Consider the following 15,661-nt stretch of genomic DNA (forward strand, 5'->3'; position numbering starts at 1 on the left):
GTCCACACCGGGACCCCGGCGGCGGACAGCGCTTCGACATCGCGGTAGACGGTGCGGACGGAGACCTCCAGGTGCTCGGCGAGTTCGACGTGGGAAATCCGTTCGCGCGTCTGCAGGAGCAGCAGGATGGACAGCAGGCGGTCGGCTTTCACGAAAGTGAGCGTAAATCCTGACGCCGGGTGTCACGGATGGGAGGAACGCTCACTGCCACCCCACTGACCTCGCACCCTGGACAGGCGCGCTCATGCCAAGGCAGACGCACTCCTCTCCTCTCCTCACCGCCCGCGACACCCTCGTCGGCGCGCTGGGCCGCCTTCGCCGCCACCGGCCGGCTCTCCGGGTCGGCCGTCGTACGTCCCGAAAGCCGCGGGCAATTCCCGGGCCATCGGCGGCTACTGCGGCCGACGCCGACGGTCGCGTGATCACCGAACCCCCGGCCGACGACGTCACCGCACTCTGCTCCACGCGGCCGTCCTGACACTCGGGACGGAAATGCGACCGGCCGTCTTTTTGCAACTACCGCGTTAATCCTGACGCTGGCTGGCACGTATGGCGCGGAATGCTGTCTGCCGTCACGAAGATCGCGCGAGCGAGATCCTTCCGAGGAGCAGAGCACCATGTCCTACGCTTTCGATCCCGAGCTGGCCCCCTGGGTCCCGATGATCAACGATCTGCCGTTCACCGACATCGCCGCCGCCCGTGCGGCCGAGAAGGTGATGACGGCGAACCTGCCCGTGTACGAGCCGGCCCGGCCGGTCGACGTCCGCTCCGCTCTTGTTCCGGGGCCCGAGGGCGCATCACAGGTCCCGGTCCGGATCTACACCCCGGTCGGCGCCGAAGCGGCGGGCAGTGGCCTGCCCGGCCTGGTGTACCTGCACGGCGGCGGCTATGTGCTCGGCAGTCCGGACTTCTGCCACTCCGACCTGCTGCGGATCGCCGACCAGGTCGGCGCGGTGGTGGTCTCGGTGGACTACCGGCTCGCACCCGAGCATCCCTTCCCCGCCGGACTGGAGGATTCCTACGCCGCACTGGTCTGGGCGGCCGGGCACGCGGCGGAGCTGGGCATCGACCCGGCCCGGCTGGCCATCGGCGGCGACAGCGCGGGCGGCGGGCTCGCCACGGCAGTGGCCCTGCTGACCCGGGCCCGCGGCGGTCCGGCGCTCCGCATGCAGTACCTGGGTGTTCCGATGCTGGACGACCGGCTGGAGACACCGTCGATGCGGGCCTTCACCGACACCCCGGTGTGGAACCGCCCCATCGCCGAGATCTGCTGGAGCCACTACCTGGGCGGCGAGGGCCGCCGCGGAGGCCCCGACGTCCCCGCCTATGCGGCCCCGGCCCGGGCCGCGGACCTCTCGGGACTGCCGCCGGCGTTCGTCTACGTCTGCGAGTTCGACCCCCTGCGGGACGAAGGGATGAGCTACGCGCAGCGGTTGGTACAGGCGGGGGTCACCACGGAGCTCCACCTCTACCCGGGGACGTTCCACGGCTCCGTGGGGCTCCCGGGCACGGCCATCAGCCAGGCGATGGTCTCCGACGTGCTGGACGGCCTCCGGCGAGGACTGCGCGCGCGCTCGACGCGGTAGCAGCCGATGGCACGGTGAGGAAGTTTCGCGGGTGACGTCGATGAAAGGGGGCGATGCCGAGTCGGCGCATCTCGCGCCGGGGCGTGTAGTGGAGCGGGGCGTGCCCACTGCAGGTGGTGACGAAGGGCAGGGTGGCACCTGCTCCTTGACGAGCAAGGAAGAGCAGGCCGGCCCGAGTTGATCGAGCGACCGAGTGGCGGTTTCCAGCCAGACCAGCAGCGTGGCGGCGAACGGCGTGAGCGCGTAGGCGTGGCCGACGCGGACGAGCAGGCCTCACCGAACCCGCCGCCGCACCCGGGCCCGCGCCGCACTCGTCGCGGGTTGGCTGAGCCCGGCGACCTCGCCGTTCACCGCGCCTCGCCGTTCACCGCGCCTCGCGGCGCACCAGCGCCTCGTGGGCGCACATGGACCGAGGCTGGGACCCGGTCCAGTGCGTGGTGGTCCGGTCGGCGACCCAGCAGGAGGAGGTCGGTCGCGCGCCATCCGTGCTGTGGATTGGTGGCATACCAGTTCGACCATTCCGCATCGGTGCGGCTGTTGTCACTATCAACATCAACGATGTCGGCGGGACGAGAGGCACTGAAAGCCCGGCTCGTCGCCGCAGACCCACCCCACCTCCTGTCGACCGGCCGAGAGCCGGACGGCAACCGCCCCAGGAGAAGACGACGATGGTGGTATTCGATGGCGCCCCTGTGCCTCCCAACCGGACCGGGGGCGACAGCTACGCCTGCCAAGGAGGCGGCACCGGCCGGACGCTTGGCAGCTTGGCAACGGGGACCGGGCCGTCGAGGACGTAGTCGCCTCGGCGGAGACGTTCCTCTTTCACATGCAGGGTCCGATCTCGGTGCTGGTCGAAGAGGAAGCCCCCGGCGAGGCTCTGCGCGACCTGGCCTTCGACCGCAGCCAGCTGGTCACGATCGACTACTGCCGGTGCCGGCTCTGGGCCGCCCCGACGGCCGCCCGCGCCGAGCACGGGATGCGGCTTTTCGGTGTTCCGGCGCCAGCGAGCAGGTGCGCCCGCAGCCCCGCCCGAGCCCTCAGCGCAACCGTTGCGTGAACGAGGACCTCGGCGGCCGGCGACCCGTCATCGGGCTCGCCCCGAGCATATGAGGCCCGGGCGGTGCCCTCTCCGCGCGCTCCAGCGCGACGCACGGCCCGACATCTCGTCGCAGCGACCCCGGCGCCCCGCCGACCACCACCCACCCAGGAGGCACCCCGTGACCGACCAACCACACCTCGAGACCCTGCAGCAGCGCATCGACCGCAGCGGGGGCGCGCCGGCGATGCTGCGGACCAATCCCGCCACGCAGCGTGGATCCACCGGGTTCGCGCCTACGACATCAGCCTGCCGGTCCACGTCGGCCTCCCCGCTGCCGTCCACCGGCAGAAGCTGTTGCGCGTCGCCGGCGGACTGGGCCTCGGGGAGTCGGCGAAGTTCCTGAAGAAGCAGCAGACCCTGCTCCGGCGCTTCTTCCTCCCCGGCGGCTATCGGCCGGACGCCTTGCTCTCGGGGCTCGCGCCCCATCTCGGGGAGGCCGACGCCGTCGCCGGGTTCCACGTCTTCACCTTCAACGATCTCGCGCCGACCGAGGCGTGGCGCCGGCTTCTTCTCTCGGACCTGACATGACCGGCGCCGCGACCAGCACCGCGCCGGCGCGTAACCACCCCGCCCATGAAACCGGAGTCGCCATGTCCGCGCCCACCGCGTCCGCGCCCACCACGTCCGCGCCCACCACGTCCACGGGGAGCACTTCGCGTGAGGGCGGGATCCCCGAGGACCGAGCCGACCACGGGCGTCTGCTGATCCAGTGCCCCGACCGGCCGGGCGTGGTCTCGGCAGTGAGCACGTTCCTCGCCGAGGCCGGTGCGAACATCACGAGCCTGGACCAGTTCTCGACAACTGCGGTCGGCGGCACCTTCTTCCAGCGCACCGGGTTCCACCTGCCCGGCCTGTCCGCGGCCCGGGACGAATTGGACCGTGCATTCGAAACCGGCGTCGCTCAGCACTGGGGCATGACTCACCGCCTCACCGAGGCCACCCGGCCCAAACGGGTGGCCATCATGGTGTCCAAGACCGACCACTGCGTACTCGACCTGCTCTGGCGTCACCGTCGCGGCCAACTGGACATGAATGTGGTCATGGTCGTCTCCAACCACCCCGACCTCGCCGACGAGGTCCGGCCCTTCGGGGTGCCTTACATCCACGTCCCCGCCACCCGGGACAACCGAGCCGAGGCCGAGAGCCGCATCCTCGACCTGCTGCGCGGCAACGTCGACCTCGTCGTGCTGGCGCGGTACATGCAGATCATCACGCCCTCCTTCCTCGAAGCGGTCGGCTGTCCGCTGATCAACATCCACCACAGCTTCCTGCCCGCCTTCATCGGGGCCGGCCCGTACCAGAAGGCCAAGGACCGCGGCGTGAAGCTGGTCGGTGCGACCGCCCACTACGTCACCGCCGACCTGGACGAGGGCCCGATCATCGACCAGGACGTCGTCCGGGTCGACCACCGGCACACCACCGCCGACCTCGTACGCCTTGGCGCCGATGTCGAGCGCGCCGTTCTCTCGCGCGCCGTGCGCGCCCACCTGGAGGACCGGCTCGCCGTCCACGGCAACTCCACCATCGTCTTCTGATTACTCCAGTCTGGTTTCGCGATCTTGCGGCCGTACCCGGCCGGGAACGGGTACGGCCACCGCGTGATCATCGGTTGGTGTGTGGACAAACGAAGATCGTGCGGTGGCCGCTGGCCATAGCGTAGACCCCGCCCGCTGGCGAGCGATGTCCGACCAGGCCATGGCCCGGATCGCGGGACGTTTCGGCAGAGTTGAACCGAGGGCGAGTGCCCGCGTCTATCTGCTCGGGCTGCTGTCGAAGGCGGAGCGGAGGTCCGACCAGTTGCAGGCGACCGACCTGTCGCTGTACGGGCGCAAGCTGTGGCAGACGATGAGCCCCCACTGGCCGACCGGTGACCAGCAGCCCAACGCCACCCGGCGGAGATCGAGTTCACGCGCCGCTGGCGGGACATGTCGAAGGTGGTGTTCTCCTCGACGATCGACAAGGTCGACTGGAACACCCGCCTGGTCACCGGCGACGCGGTCGCCGAGATCGCCCGGCTCAAGGCCGAGGACGGCGGCCCGATGGACTTCGGCGGCGCGACGCTCGCCGGGGCGGCCACGCGGGCCGGGCTGATTGACGAGTACGTGCTGCCCACCGCGCCGGTCCTGGTGGGCGGTGGCACGCCGTTCTTCACCGCGCTGGACAACTGGGTGAACCTGAACCTGGTGGAGACGCGGACGTTTCCCGGCCGCGTCATCTTGACCAGGTACGAGACGAGGCGCTGAGCAGCAACACCTGATTGGCCAGCCGGTCGTCCCGGTCGTCCCGCTCGTCCCGGTCGGCCTCGGGCTGGTGGGCCCAGCAGCGCGGACCTCGTGTCCCTGCGGCTTCGGACGGCTCAGATCTCCTGGGGCTTGTAGGAGCTGGGTTCGCGCAGGATGACGCGACCTAGGAGGTCGACGGTTTTGGTGACGCCCTCGACGGGGGCCACAAGAACGTCCTCGTGCTCGATGCTCAGGACGTCGTCGTAGCCGGCTCGGCGCAGGGCGAGGCAGAAAGCGCGCCAGAACGCGTCGTCGTGGCCGTAGCCGAGGGTGACGTAGTTCCAGGAGCGGTCCTTGGCGGCCATGACCGGGAGGGTCTCCAGCCTGCTGGTCAGGGCCTGGCGGGAGGGTTCCAGCCGGGTGTCCTTGGCGTGCACGTGGTAGATCGCCTCGCCCAGGGTCTCGATGGCGACCAGCGGGTCCGCACCCATCCACATCAGGTGGCTGGGGTCGAAGTTGGCACCGACCACGGGCCCGACCTCCTCGCGCAGGCGCAGGAGGGTGGGGACGTTGTAGACCGCCTGGTGGGCGTGCATCTCCAGAGCGAGCTTGGGTACGCCCTGGTCACGGGAGTGGGCGACGAGGTCTCGCCAGTACGGGAGTACGACCTCGCTCCATTGCCAGTCGAGGATCTGTGTGGTCTCCGGCGGCCAGGAGACCGTGATCCAGTTGGGGTTGGCGTCGCCCGGCCCGCCCGGCAGCCCGGACATCATCACCACGCGGTCGACGCCGAGGAGCGGGGCGAGAGCGATCGTCCTGCGCGCGACCTGGTCGTGCTCGCGGCCGCTGGGCCCGGGGTGCAGGGGGTTGCCTGAGCAGGTGAGGGCGCTGATCGTGAGCCCTCGGTCGGCGACCTTGGCCAGCAGTTCGCGGCGCGCGCCGTCGCTGTCGAGAAGCCGGTCGATGTCGATGTGCGGGGCGGTGGACCAGGCGCCGGTGGCGAACTCCACATGGTCCAGACCGAGTTCGGCAGCCAGGTCCAGGGTCTCGTCGAGCGTGAGCTGTCCGACGCTGTCGGTGTTCAGACCGATTTTCATGGTGCGTCCCGTCTGCGGTGTGGTCGGGCGGGGAGGGGGCGTTCCCCGCTGGTTCGGTGTGCTGGCGGTAGGGGTCAGATGTAGAGGGCTGGGCGGTCGGCGAGTTCCACCTCGACGCGGCGGCCCTCGGTCTGGGCGCGGATGCCCGCCTCGCAGACCGCGGCCACGGCGTAGCCGTCCCAGGCGCTGGGGCCGGTGACCTCGCCGCGCCGGGTGGCGTCGACCCATGCCTGGACCTCGCGGTCGTACGCTTCCTCGAACCGCTCGACGAAGCCGGGGGTGACCGTGCCGCCCCAGCGTCCGCCGGTGCTGACGAGCATGTCTTGCCGGTCTCCGATGCGGGCGGTGCCGTGTTCGCACACCGCCTCGGCCTGGACCTGGTAGCCGTAGCGGGCGTTGACGTAGATCTCGACGTCGACCAGGGCGCCGCCGTCGGTTTCGAAGACGACGAACTGCGGATCGGCCAGTCCTTCGGGCGCGTTGCCGGAGGGCCGCGGCCGCAGCACCGTGACGGACGTGATCTCCTGGCCGAGCAGCCAGCGGGTGATGTCCATCTCGTGGGTCACGGAGTCGTTGATGAGCATGGCGCTGGTGAAGTCCGGCGGACAGGACGGGTTGCGGTGCCGGTTGTGCAGCATCAGCGGCCGGCCCAGTTCCCCGCTGTCCAGCAGCGCTTTGAGCTTGATGTACTCGTGGTCGTAACGGCGCATGAAGCCCACCTGCACCCGGCGGCGCCCGAGCCGCTGCTCGGCCTCCAGCACGCGCAGGGCGGAGGCGGCGTCGGGGGTGAGGGGCTTCTCGCACAGGACGGGCAGGTCGTGCTCGAACGCGGTGAGCAGTGCCGCCTCGTGGGCGACGCCCGGGGAGGCCAGCAGCACCGCGTCAACGTCGGGTGAGGCCATCGCTTCGGCGACGTCGCCGTAGGCCGCGCATCCTTCGACGTCGGCGGCGACCGTCTTGGCGCGATCGATGTCGACGTCGACGACGGCGGCCGCATGGGCGCCGCTGGTCACCTCGCTGATCCGGCGTACGTGGTCGGCTCCCATGCGGCCGGCGCCGATCACGGCGACTCCGAGGGAGGTGCGGTAGGTCATGTGGTTCCTTGACTTGAGGGTCGGCGATGGCGGTGACGGTCAGCAGAGGGCCGGCCGAACCCACACGGGTCCGGCCGTGACCCGGGTCGTACGCGTCACCGTGTTCCCTTGGCCGCGAACGTGGCGACGGCGGCGACATTGGACTTGTCGACGAAGGCCGGGCCGGTCAGCACGGGCGCCACGCCACCGCCGCTGTAGTTGCCGTTGTTCTTGTAGAGCCAGAGGGAGTCGACCGCCAGGTAGCCCTGCAGATAAGGCTGCTGGTCGACGGCGAACTCGATGCTGCCGCCCTGGATCGCCTTCACGAGTTCCTTGTTGAGGTCGAAGGTGGCGACCTTGGCCTTGCTGCCGCTGTCGGACACGCCCTGCGTGGCGGTCAGCGCGACCGGGGCGGCGAGGGTGACGACGTAGTCGATGGAGGGGTCCTGCTTGAGCTTGGCGGTGATGGTCGACTTCACGGACGGCATGTCGGCGCCGTTGACGAACAGGTTTTCCGTCGTGCCCGAGAAGCCCTTCTTCACGCCGGCGCAGCGTGCCTCGAGGGCGACCTGGCCCTGTTCCTGAATGACACAGGCGACCTTCTTGGCACCGAGGGAACTATCTTCTTGCCGACCGCCTCGCCCGCGACGGTCTCGTCCTGGCCGAAGTACTCGAGCAGGCCCTGCTTCTTCCAGTCGTCCACACCGGAGTTGAAGCCGACCACGGGTATACCGGCCTGCACAGCCTTGGCCACGGTGTCCTTCATGGCGTCGGGCTTGGCGAGGGTGACGGCGATGCCGTCGACCTTCTGGTCGATCGCGTTCTGCACCAGGTTGGCCTGGTTGCCTCCGTTCGGGTCGGAGGAGTAGATCAGCTTGATGTTGTCCTTCGCGGCTGCGGCCTGGGCGCCCTTGCGGATGGTGTCCCAGAACGTGTCACCGGGGACGGCGTGGGTGATCATCGCGATGGTCATGCGGGGCGTGGTGGCCTTGCCGCCAGAGACGCCACCGGCGCCCTCTTCCGACTTCTTGCCGCCCGAGTTGCTGGAGCAGCCGGCGAGTGCCAGGACCGTACTGGCGGCCATGGCCACCAGGATGGTGAATCTGCGGGAGCGGGAGGGAAGCGAGCGGTTCATTTCGGCACCTCACTGTGCTGACTTGCGGGAAGGGGAGATCCACCGGCGGGACGCCACACATCCCGTTGCGGGTCGGACGGGGAGCTACTGTGTGGCCGGCTGTGCGGCTCGGGGTGGGGATCAGAGAGTGAACGCGGCGCGGAACCGCTCCATGGCGGTGTGGCTGTCGCCGGAGGGCCATGCCTCCAGGGCGACCGTGCCGTCGTAGCCGAGGTCGGTAAGGGCGCGGGCGACGGCCGGATAGTTGATCTCTCCGGTGCCGGGTTCGCAGCGGCCGGGCACGTCGGCGACCTGGATCTCTCCGATCAGGCCGACGCCGTGCGCGCGGCGGATCAACTCGATGAGGTTTCCCTCGCCGATCTGGGCGTGGTACAGGTCCAGATTCATCCGCAGACCGGGCCGATCAACTGCCGCAACCAAGGCGAGGGTGTCGTCGGCCCGCGCGAACGGGACGCCGGGGTGGTCGACGGCGGTGTTGAGGTTCTCCAAGGTGAAGGTGACGCCCGCGCTCTCACCCAGTTCGGCCAGGCGGGTAAGCGTGCGGTGGGCGGTGATCCACATCTCGCCGGTGGCCTCGCCGGTCACCGGGACCACGGGCAGGCCCTCGCCGTCCAGGCCGGTGCCGTGCAGGTTGAGCCGGGGGCAGCCGAGATGCTCGGCGGCCTTGATCGATTCCTCGGCTGTGCGCAGGAGTTCGGCTGCGCCATCCGGGTCGGTCAAAGTGCCGCGAATGTAGCCGGTCATCGAGGAGAACTCGGCGGGGGTCCGGGCCAGTGCGTTCAGGTCGTGCCGGGTCCAGTCCCAGATCTCCACCTGGAAGCCGGACTCGTGGATGCGCCGGGCCCGCTCCTCGGCCGGCAGGTCGCGGTAGACCATCTCGGCACAGACCGCCAACGTGTACATCGCAGCTCCAGACTTATAACGTTCTAAGAGAACAGGAGCAGTACGCCAGGCGCCGGGTCACCTGTCAAGGGTTTGTGCGGACATTTGATTTATAACGTTGTAACAACGTTGACCAGTGCGTGTCCTGCTTGGCTCGGTCTACGATCACTCGGAGAAGACCCTCGATCAGGAAGGCCGACGGTGCCATCGCGCTCTGCCGTCCCGGACGGAAAGCGGCCGACGCTCAGCGACCTCGCGGCGCGGGCAGGTGTCTCCGTGCCGCTTGCTTCCATGGTCATGCGCGGTGCCAAGGGGCCCAGCGCGGCAAGTAGCGAGCGGGTGCTGCGGGCCGCGCAGGAGATCGGCTACCGGCCGGACAGCAGGGCCCGCCTTTTGCGCAGCAGCCGCTCGTACCTGGTGGGAGTGCAGTTCGACCTGAGACAGCCCTTCCACGTCGACATGGTTGAGGCGCTCTACGCGGCGGCGGGGGCGGCCGGCTATCAGATCGCGCTCAGCGCCGTCGCCGCGAGCCGCAGCGAACAGGAGGCGGTGGAGACGCTGCTCGCCGACCGCTGCGAGGCGCTGATCCTGCTCAGCCCCCATGCCCCGGCGGCCCGGTTGGCGGAACTCGCGGCGCAGCTTCCCGTCGTCTCCGTGGCCCGCCGGCTGCGTCCGCTCGCCGAGGGCGTCGACGTCGTCCGCGCGGCCGACGACGAGGGGGCCCGCCAGGCGGTCGACCACCTCGTGGCACTGGGCCACCGCGACATCGTCCACATCGACGGGGGCAGGGCGCCGGGCGCGGCCGACCGGCGCCGCGGCTACAAGTCGGCCATGAAGCACCATGGCCTTACCAACCGCGTCCGCCTCGTGCCGGGCGGGCTGACCGAGGACCACGGCGCGGCAGCCGCCCGGACACTCGTCACCGACTCCTTCCGCCCCACCGCCGTCCTCGCCTTCAACGACCACTGCGCCATCGGCGTCCTCGACACCTTCCTGCGTGCACAGATCCCGGTGCCCGACGAGATCTCGGTCGTCGGCTTCGACGACAGCCACCTCGCCCGCCTCGCCCACGTCCAACTCACCACGGTCGGGCAAGAAGCCCGCCAGCTGGCGCGCCGGGCCGTGAGCCGGGTCGTCGCCAGGGTGGAGGGTGGGGCGACGGACGACGAACGAGAAGTCGTCGTCACACCACACCTCGTCATACGAAGCACCACCAGGGCACCTTGCCGCACCTGACCCGAGCTGCTCCAGTCCCGGCCCGATCTGGTCGAAGTTCCACCGCGACCCCATGAGGAAGTTTCATCGTGATTCGTACAGGTCAACAGTGCTGGTGTGATGGGCCGTTGGGTTGCTCGCGCAGCTCATCACGGTGATCTTTGCGGGGAGATCACCGGTCACCGAAGGCGCTGATCGGTGCCGGCAGCACGGCCCACTGCTGGTGGTCGGTGCACGAGGGCGCGGCGGCTTCACCGGACTCCTGCTGGGCTCGGTGAGCCAGGCCATGCTGCACCATGCGCACTGTCCGGTGGCTGTGGTCCGCACCTCCGCCGACAACCGCTGACGTGAACAGGGAAGTGGTTCCCGCGCAGGCTGTCGCGGCGCCAGCCGTGGGCCGGTACCGGATCGGCCTTCCTCGCCGTTCGTGTGGGTGTGCTCAGCCGGACATCGGCCCATCCGCCCCAAGATCACCGGGAAAGGCAGCAGAGGATGTCCGTCACCGAGCAGTACCTCGCCAACAGTCGGGCCTACGCCTCTCGTTTCACCGGCACCGGACTCGCTCGACACGGTCTGGCGCGACGCGTCCTTCCGCGGCTACGCCGCTCACACCCGCAGTTCGGAGTTCGTCACCGCCATGGACGCCCTCACCCACCAAGCGGGTCAGGAACGCGCCGCGGTGATGCGCAGCGAAGCGGTGTGGTGGCGGTGCCACCGGCGCCTGATCGCCGACTTCGCCGTTCTGTCCCGCGGAATGCCCGTCCACCACCTCATGCACGGTGGACGCCTCACAGGGCACCACCCGACGCCAGGCGTGCGCCTTCGCAATGACCGCCTTCTCGTGTACGACGACGCCGGCTCGGCGCTCCAATGACGGCTGACCTGGGCCACCGCGCGCGCTTCGACAGCGCCGACGCCAGGGAAGTAACCGCCGACAGAGGGCAGTTCTTCCGTGCCCCAGCAGCCACCCGCGGGCTGGATTCACATGGCAGATCGGCGCCGGTGAACGGTCAGGTACGAGACGCTCCGCCCGCCCCTGATCCGTTGGGCTAGGGGTGCAGTATCACCTTCGTGAAGCCCTCGATCCGTTTGTCGAACTTGTCGTAGGCCGACGATGCCTGGTCCAGCGGCAGTTCGTGGGAGACGACGAAGCTCGGCTTCGCCCTGCCCTCGATGATCATGTCTCTCAGGTGCCGGTTGTAGCGCTTCACATTGCACTGACCCGTACCCATCCGCAGGCCCTTCTCGAAGAGCTTGCCGATCGAAACGAGAAGCATGCCTTGTTTGGCTTGCTCGTCCGGGCCCCCTGGGTCGGCCGGGACATAGAGCCCGGGCACGCCCAGCGCTCCGGTAGGCCTGACGGTGCCGACGAGCGAGTTCAGAACGGTTGCCGGCTCTTCCTGACCGGTGCCGTGCGACATCGCCTGGTAGCCGACGGCGTCCACGCCCTTGTCCGTGCCCAGGCCCTCGGTCTGCTCCTTGATCTGCTCGACCGGGTCTCCATCCGCGAAGTTGATCGGAACCGCTCCGATCTCCTCGGCCTTCTGCAGCCGCTCGGGGACCCGGTCCACGACGAACACCTTCCTCGCACCGCGCAGCAGGGCCGAGTAGGCGGCCATGAGCCCTACCGGCCCTGCCCCGTACACCGCGACGCTCTCGCCAGGGCGGACCTGTGCGAGTTCACAACCGTGGTAGCCAGTGGGAAAGATGTCGGCGAGCAGAATGAAGTCGCTCTCGTGCTGATCTCCCTGAGGCAGCTTCAGGCAGTTGAAGTCAGCGTAGGGAACGCGCAGGTATTCCGCCTGGCCGCCCTTCCACGGTCCCATGGCTACATAGCCGTAAGCGCCGCCCGCGAAACCGGGATTGACGGTGGTGCAGTATCCCGTGAATCCCTCGACGCAGTTCGTACAGAACCCGCAGGCGACATTGAAGGGCATGACCACACGGTCGCCTTCCTTGAGCGTGGTCACGCCCTGGCCCAGTTCCTCGATGATTCCCATGTTCTCGTGGCCGAAGACGATACCCGGCTCGGCAGAGGTGCGACCCTCATACATGTGCAGATCAGAGCCACATATCGCGGTGGAGCTGACCCGTACGATCACATCGTTTGGATGCTGGATGCTGGGCTTTTCAACATCTTCGACCGCAACGGTGAACGGCCCCTTGTAAACGACGGCCTTCACGACAGTCACCTCCGCTCGATGATGTACCTGTCCGGCCACGCTCCCACCCGATTTCGCCGCGTGACCCATCTCTCATGCTTCTCCGGCCTACTCGAACGGGCAAGTCAGTAATCTCGGACTGCTCCGTGCCGCAGTGAGAAGGGGAAAGGAGGCGAGAAGTGCCAGCGCAACGACTGGGAACCCTGCTCGTCCCCGTGCCAGGTCTGTCCGGCACCATCTATCCGCCAGGAACGACCGTCACTGTCCGTGGTCGAGGGGCGACTGTCGATGCATTTGTCAACGGTGACTGGCTTCCACTGTCGTGGTGGGAATTCTCCGACGGCCTCCGCGAGGACATTGCCGACCAATGACCTCTGCGCCGCCCAAGCCCCTGGCCGGCGAGGCGCACCGTGTCGGACCCGGGATGCACATTTCGCGTTCCTGGATCGGCGATGGCAACAGGTGGTCGTTTCCATAGCTTCGAGGCGGTCCGGCGCGAAGTCGATGAGGTGCTGCTCCTTGTCTGTGGCAGAGGATGCCCAAAGCAGGCGGGCGCCGGTCGTCAGGTGACCTTGACCCAGTCCAGGGTGCGTTCCACGGCACGTCTCCAACCCTCGTAGCCGTCCTGGCGTTGCTCCTCGCTCCACGCCGGGCTCCAGCGCTTCGACTCCTGCCAGTGTGAGCGTAGTTCGTCGGTATCGCGCCAGAAGCCGGTGGCGAGGCCGGCCGCGTAGGCGGCGCCCAGCGCAGTTGTTTCAGCGACCACCGGCCGACTGACGGGCACGCCCAGGACGTCCGCCTGGATCTGCATGCACAGATCGTTCGCGGTCACACCGCCGTCAACCTTGAGGACGTCCAAGTGCACGCCGGAGTCCTGCTCCATGGCGTCGACCACGTCGCGGCTCTGGTAGCAGATGGCTTCCAGTGTGGCCCGGGCGATGTGCGCATTGGTGTTGTAGCGGGCAAGGCCGACCATGGCGCCACGGGCGTCGGAGCGCCAGTACGGGGCGAACAGGCCGGAGAAAGCCGGGACGAAGTACATGCCGCCGTTGTCGTCCACCGAGCGGGCCAGTTGTTCGCTCTCCGCGGCGGTCCTGATCACCTTGAGCTGGTCACGCAGCCATTGCACGGCTGCGCCGGTGACGGCGATGGACCCCTCCAGCGCGTAGACGGCGGGGCTGCCGGCGAACTGGTAGGCCACTGTGGTCAGTAGACCGTGCTGCGAACGCACCAGTTCCGTGCCGGTGTTGAGGACCAGGAAGTTGCCGGTGCCGTAGGTGTTCTTGGCTTCGCCGGGGGAGAAGCAGACCTGACCGACGGTCGCCGCGTGTTGGTCGCCGAGGACACCGGCGATCGGGACGGCGGCGTTCAACGGCCGGGACGTGCGGGCCCGGCCGAACGCCTCAGGATCGGACGAGGGGTGGATGGACGGCAGCATCGCGCGTGGGATGTCGAAGATTCCCAGGAGTTCGTCGTCCCAGTCCAGGGTTTCCAGGTTCATCAGCATGGTGCGGCTGGCGTTGGTGACGTCGGTGGCGTGCACTCCGCCGTTGGGGCCGCCGGTGAGGTTCCACAGCACCCAGGCGTCCGTGTTGCCGAAGAGAGCGTGGCCCGCTTCGGCGGCCTCGCGTAGTCCGTCCACGTTCTCCAACAGCCACTTGATCTTGCCTGCGGAGAAGTAAGTGGCCGGTGGCAGGCCTGCCTTGTGGCGGATGGTCTCGCCATGGCCGTCGCGTTCGAGGGCTGCGGCGATACTGTCGGTGCGTGTGTCCTGCCAGACGATGGCGTTGTAGTAGGGGCGGCCGGTGCGGGGGTCCCAGACGACGGTCGTCTCGCGCTGGTTGGTGATGCCGATCGAATCGAGGTCGGTGGCGGAGAGCCCTCCGCTTCGCAGGGCGTTCTGAATCACCGTGTTGGTGCGCTCCCAGATCTCCACCGGGTCGTGCTCGACCCAACCGGACTGCGGCAGGATCTGATGGTGCTCGAGTTGGTGCTTGGCCACCTCGTTGCCTGCGTGATCGAAGATCATGAAGCGGGTGCTGGTGGTCCCCTGGTCCACCGCGCCGACGAATTCAGGCATCGCTGTCGCCTCTTTCCATGGTCTGTGTGGTTGAGCTTTGGGTGCATTTCAGGGCGGGCGGTGCTTGCTGTCGCCCGTCCCGAACGCAATTGGGCATGGCGTGTACGTCTGCTGGATGGCCGTCCGGAAGCCGAGGCGCGGAGCGGCGCGTCGGCGTTGCCCCTGCGGCATATGCCGCCGCTGCCGGGCGCCGGACGGAGCCTGCTGCTGTGTTCTAGGGCTGCTCGGTGGCGGGACCTTCTTCGGGCTCCCCGCTCCGGGCCTTGATCAGTGGCGTAATGAGCAGGTCGTACACGCCGACACCGACGACTCCGCCGATGAGCGGTCCCACGATCGGGATCCACCAGTAGCCACTGAACCACTCGAACGTACCGGGGAGGGCAAGAGAGCCCCAGCCTTCGAAGTAGGTGAACAAGCGGGGGCCGAAGTCTCGTGCGGGGTTGATCGCATAGCCGGCGTTGGTGCCGAAGGTCAAGCCGATCGCGACGACCACCAGTCCGATGATGAACGGATGGAGGTTAGCCAGTGGAGCCGTATTGCGGGTGTCGATGAGAGCGCAGATCAACAGAAGCAGGATTCCGGTCCCCACGATCTGGTCGAGCAGGGGACCCCACCACGAGTCTCCGAAGTATTCGGCGGGGAATGTGGCGAAGATCGAGTATGTCGCCAACGATTCGTCTCTCGGGACACCTGACTTTGTGATGGCCGCGTCGATGGCCCACCTGTAGGTCGCGTAGACGAGCGCGGCGCCGACGAAGGCGCCCAAAACCTGCGCCAGCCAGTAGGGCAGGACCTTCCGCCAGGGGAAATCCCGTCGAACTGCGAAGCCAAGGGTCACCGCGGGATTGAGATGGGCGCCGCTGACGCCTCCTGCCACATACACGCCGAAAACAACGGCGAGGCCCCATCCCCACGCGATGATGAGCCAGTTGGCGGGCCCGAAGTCGACGGCTTGCCGACCTGATCCCGGCAGACCGACGACTGCGACAGCCACCGATCCGATACCCAACAGAAGCAGGACGAACGTTCCCAGGAACTCGGCAACCATCTCACCGCCGAGCCCTTCTCGATAACCGCGCCGCCGACGAACAGTGCGCTCAGCCATCGACT

Annotated in this window: 13 protein-coding genes and 4 pseudogenes; 9 read left to right on the forward strand and 8 right to left on the reverse strand. The window is 68.3% G+C overall.

Annotated features, from left to right (window positions below; translation table 11 throughout):
* The coding region (locus ACFY9I_RS18255; RefSeq protein WP_391003180.1) for an HTH domain-containing protein at positions 1-152 on the reverse strand (152 nt) is incomplete at its 3' end.
* Between the two features lie 465 nt (positions 153-617).
* On the opposite strand from ACFY9I_RS18255, the gene ACFY9I_RS18260 reads away from it, so the two are divergent.
* From ACFY9I_RS18260 to ACFY9I_RS18280, 5 genes and pseudogenes are all read left to right on the forward strand, one after another.
* Positions 618-1,586, forward strand: a complete 969-nt coding sequence (locus tag ACFY9I_RS18260) for an alpha/beta hydrolase fold domain-containing protein (protein WP_391002731.1) — start codon at positions 618-620, stop codon at positions 1,584-1,586.
* A gap of 826 nt (positions 1,587-2,412) precedes the next feature.
* Positions 2,413-2,643, forward strand: coding sequence for a hypothetical protein (locus tag ACFY9I_RS18265; protein ID WP_391002733.1), 231 nt, complete (start codon positions 2,413-2,415; stop codon positions 2,641-2,643).
* Between the two features lie 336 nt (positions 2,644-2,979).
* Complete coding sequence (locus ACFY9I_RS18270; protein ID WP_391002735.1) at positions 2,980-3,213, forward strand: hypothetical protein; 234 nt, start codon at positions 2,980-2,982, stop codon at positions 3,211-3,213.
* A 62-nt stretch (positions 3,214-3,275) separates the two neighbouring features.
* On the forward strand, positions 3,276-4,220 hold the full coding sequence (gene purU, locus ACFY9I_RS18275) for a formyltetrahydrofolate deformylase (protein ID WP_391002737.1): 945 nt from the start codon (positions 3,276-3,278) through the stop codon (positions 4,218-4,220).
* Positions 4,221-4,476: 256 nt separating this feature from the next.
* Positions 4,477-4,928, forward strand: a pseudogene (locus ACFY9I_RS18280) (dihydrofolate reductase family protein); the annotation flags it as partial.
* 113 nt (positions 4,929-5,041) lie between these two features.
* Here ACFY9I_RS18280 and ACFY9I_RS18285 read toward each other — a convergent pair.
* From ACFY9I_RS18285 to ACFY9I_RS18300, 4 genes and pseudogenes are all read right to left on the reverse strand, one after another.
* Positions 5,042-6,004, reverse strand: coding sequence for a TIM barrel protein (locus ACFY9I_RS18285; RefSeq protein WP_391002739.1), 963 nt, complete (start codon positions 6,002-6,004; stop codon positions 5,042-5,044).
* Positions 6,005-6,078: 74 nt separating this feature from the next.
* Positions 6,079-7,098: a Gfo/Idh/MocA family oxidoreductase gene (locus ACFY9I_RS18290; RefSeq protein ID WP_391002741.1), complete on the reverse strand. Its 1,020-nt coding sequence runs from the start codon at positions 7,096-7,098 to the stop codon at positions 6,079-6,081.
* Positions 7,099-7,193: 95 nt separating this feature from the next.
* A pseudogene (locus ACFY9I_RS18295) lies at positions 7,194-8,212 on the reverse strand (sugar ABC transporter substrate-binding protein).
* Between the two features lie 120 nt (positions 8,213-8,332).
* Positions 8,333-9,115: a TIM barrel protein gene (locus ACFY9I_RS18300; protein WP_391002743.1), complete on the reverse strand. Its 783-nt coding sequence runs from the start codon at positions 9,113-9,115 to the stop codon at positions 8,333-8,335.
* 180 nt (positions 9,116-9,295) lie between these two features.
* Between ACFY9I_RS18300 and ACFY9I_RS18305 the strand changes: the two genes are divergently transcribed.
* From ACFY9I_RS18305 to ACFY9I_RS18315, 3 genes and pseudogenes are all read left to right on the forward strand, one after another.
* The gene (locus ACFY9I_RS18305; RefSeq protein ID WP_391002745.1) at positions 9,296-10,330 is read left to right on the forward strand and encodes a substrate-binding domain-containing protein; all 1,035 of its coding nucleotides are present in this window, start codon (positions 9,296-9,298) and stop codon (positions 10,328-10,330) included.
* 196 nt (positions 10,331-10,526) lie between these two features.
* A pseudogene (locus tag ACFY9I_RS18310) lies at positions 10,527-10,655 on the forward strand (universal stress protein); the annotation flags it as partial.
* A 201-nt stretch (positions 10,656-10,856) separates the two neighbouring features.
* Positions 10,857-11,183, forward strand: a pseudogene (locus tag ACFY9I_RS18315) (DUF488 family protein); the annotation flags it as partial.
* 175 nt (positions 11,184-11,358) lie between these two features.
* On the opposite strand, the gene ACFY9I_RS18320 reads toward ACFY9I_RS18315, so the two are convergent.
* Positions 11,359-12,492: an alcohol dehydrogenase catalytic domain-containing protein gene (locus tag ACFY9I_RS18320; RefSeq protein ID WP_391002747.1), complete on the reverse strand. Its 1,134-nt coding sequence runs from the start codon at positions 12,490-12,492 to the stop codon at positions 11,359-11,361.
* A gap of 158 nt (positions 12,493-12,650) precedes the next feature.
* On the opposite strand from ACFY9I_RS18320, the gene ACFY9I_RS18325 reads away from it, so the two are divergent.
* The gene (locus ACFY9I_RS18325; protein WP_391002749.1) at positions 12,651-12,842 is read left to right on the forward strand and encodes a hypothetical protein; all 192 of its coding nucleotides are present in this window, start codon (positions 12,651-12,653) and stop codon (positions 12,840-12,842) included.
* Positions 12,843-13,033: 191 nt separating this feature from the next.
* Here the strand turns inward: ACFY9I_RS18325 and glpK are convergent, their stop codons facing one another.
* Positions 13,034-14,551 (reverse strand): glycerol kinase GlpK, encoded by a 1,518-nt coding sequence (glpK, locus tag ACFY9I_RS18330; protein ID WP_391002751.1) that lies wholly within the window; start codon positions 14,549-14,551, stop codon positions 13,034-13,036.
* A gap of 214 nt (positions 14,552-14,765) precedes the next feature.
* Positions 14,766-15,656, reverse strand: coding sequence for an MIP family channel protein (locus ACFY9I_RS18335; RefSeq protein ID WP_391002753.1), 891 nt, complete (start codon positions 15,654-15,656; stop codon positions 14,766-14,768).
* Positions 15,657-15,661 lie beyond the last annotated feature (5 nt).

Source organism: Streptomyces sp. NPDC012510 (assembly GCF_042955065.1).
Lineage (GTDB): Bacteria > Actinomycetota > Actinomycetes > Streptomycetales > Streptomycetaceae > Streptomyces.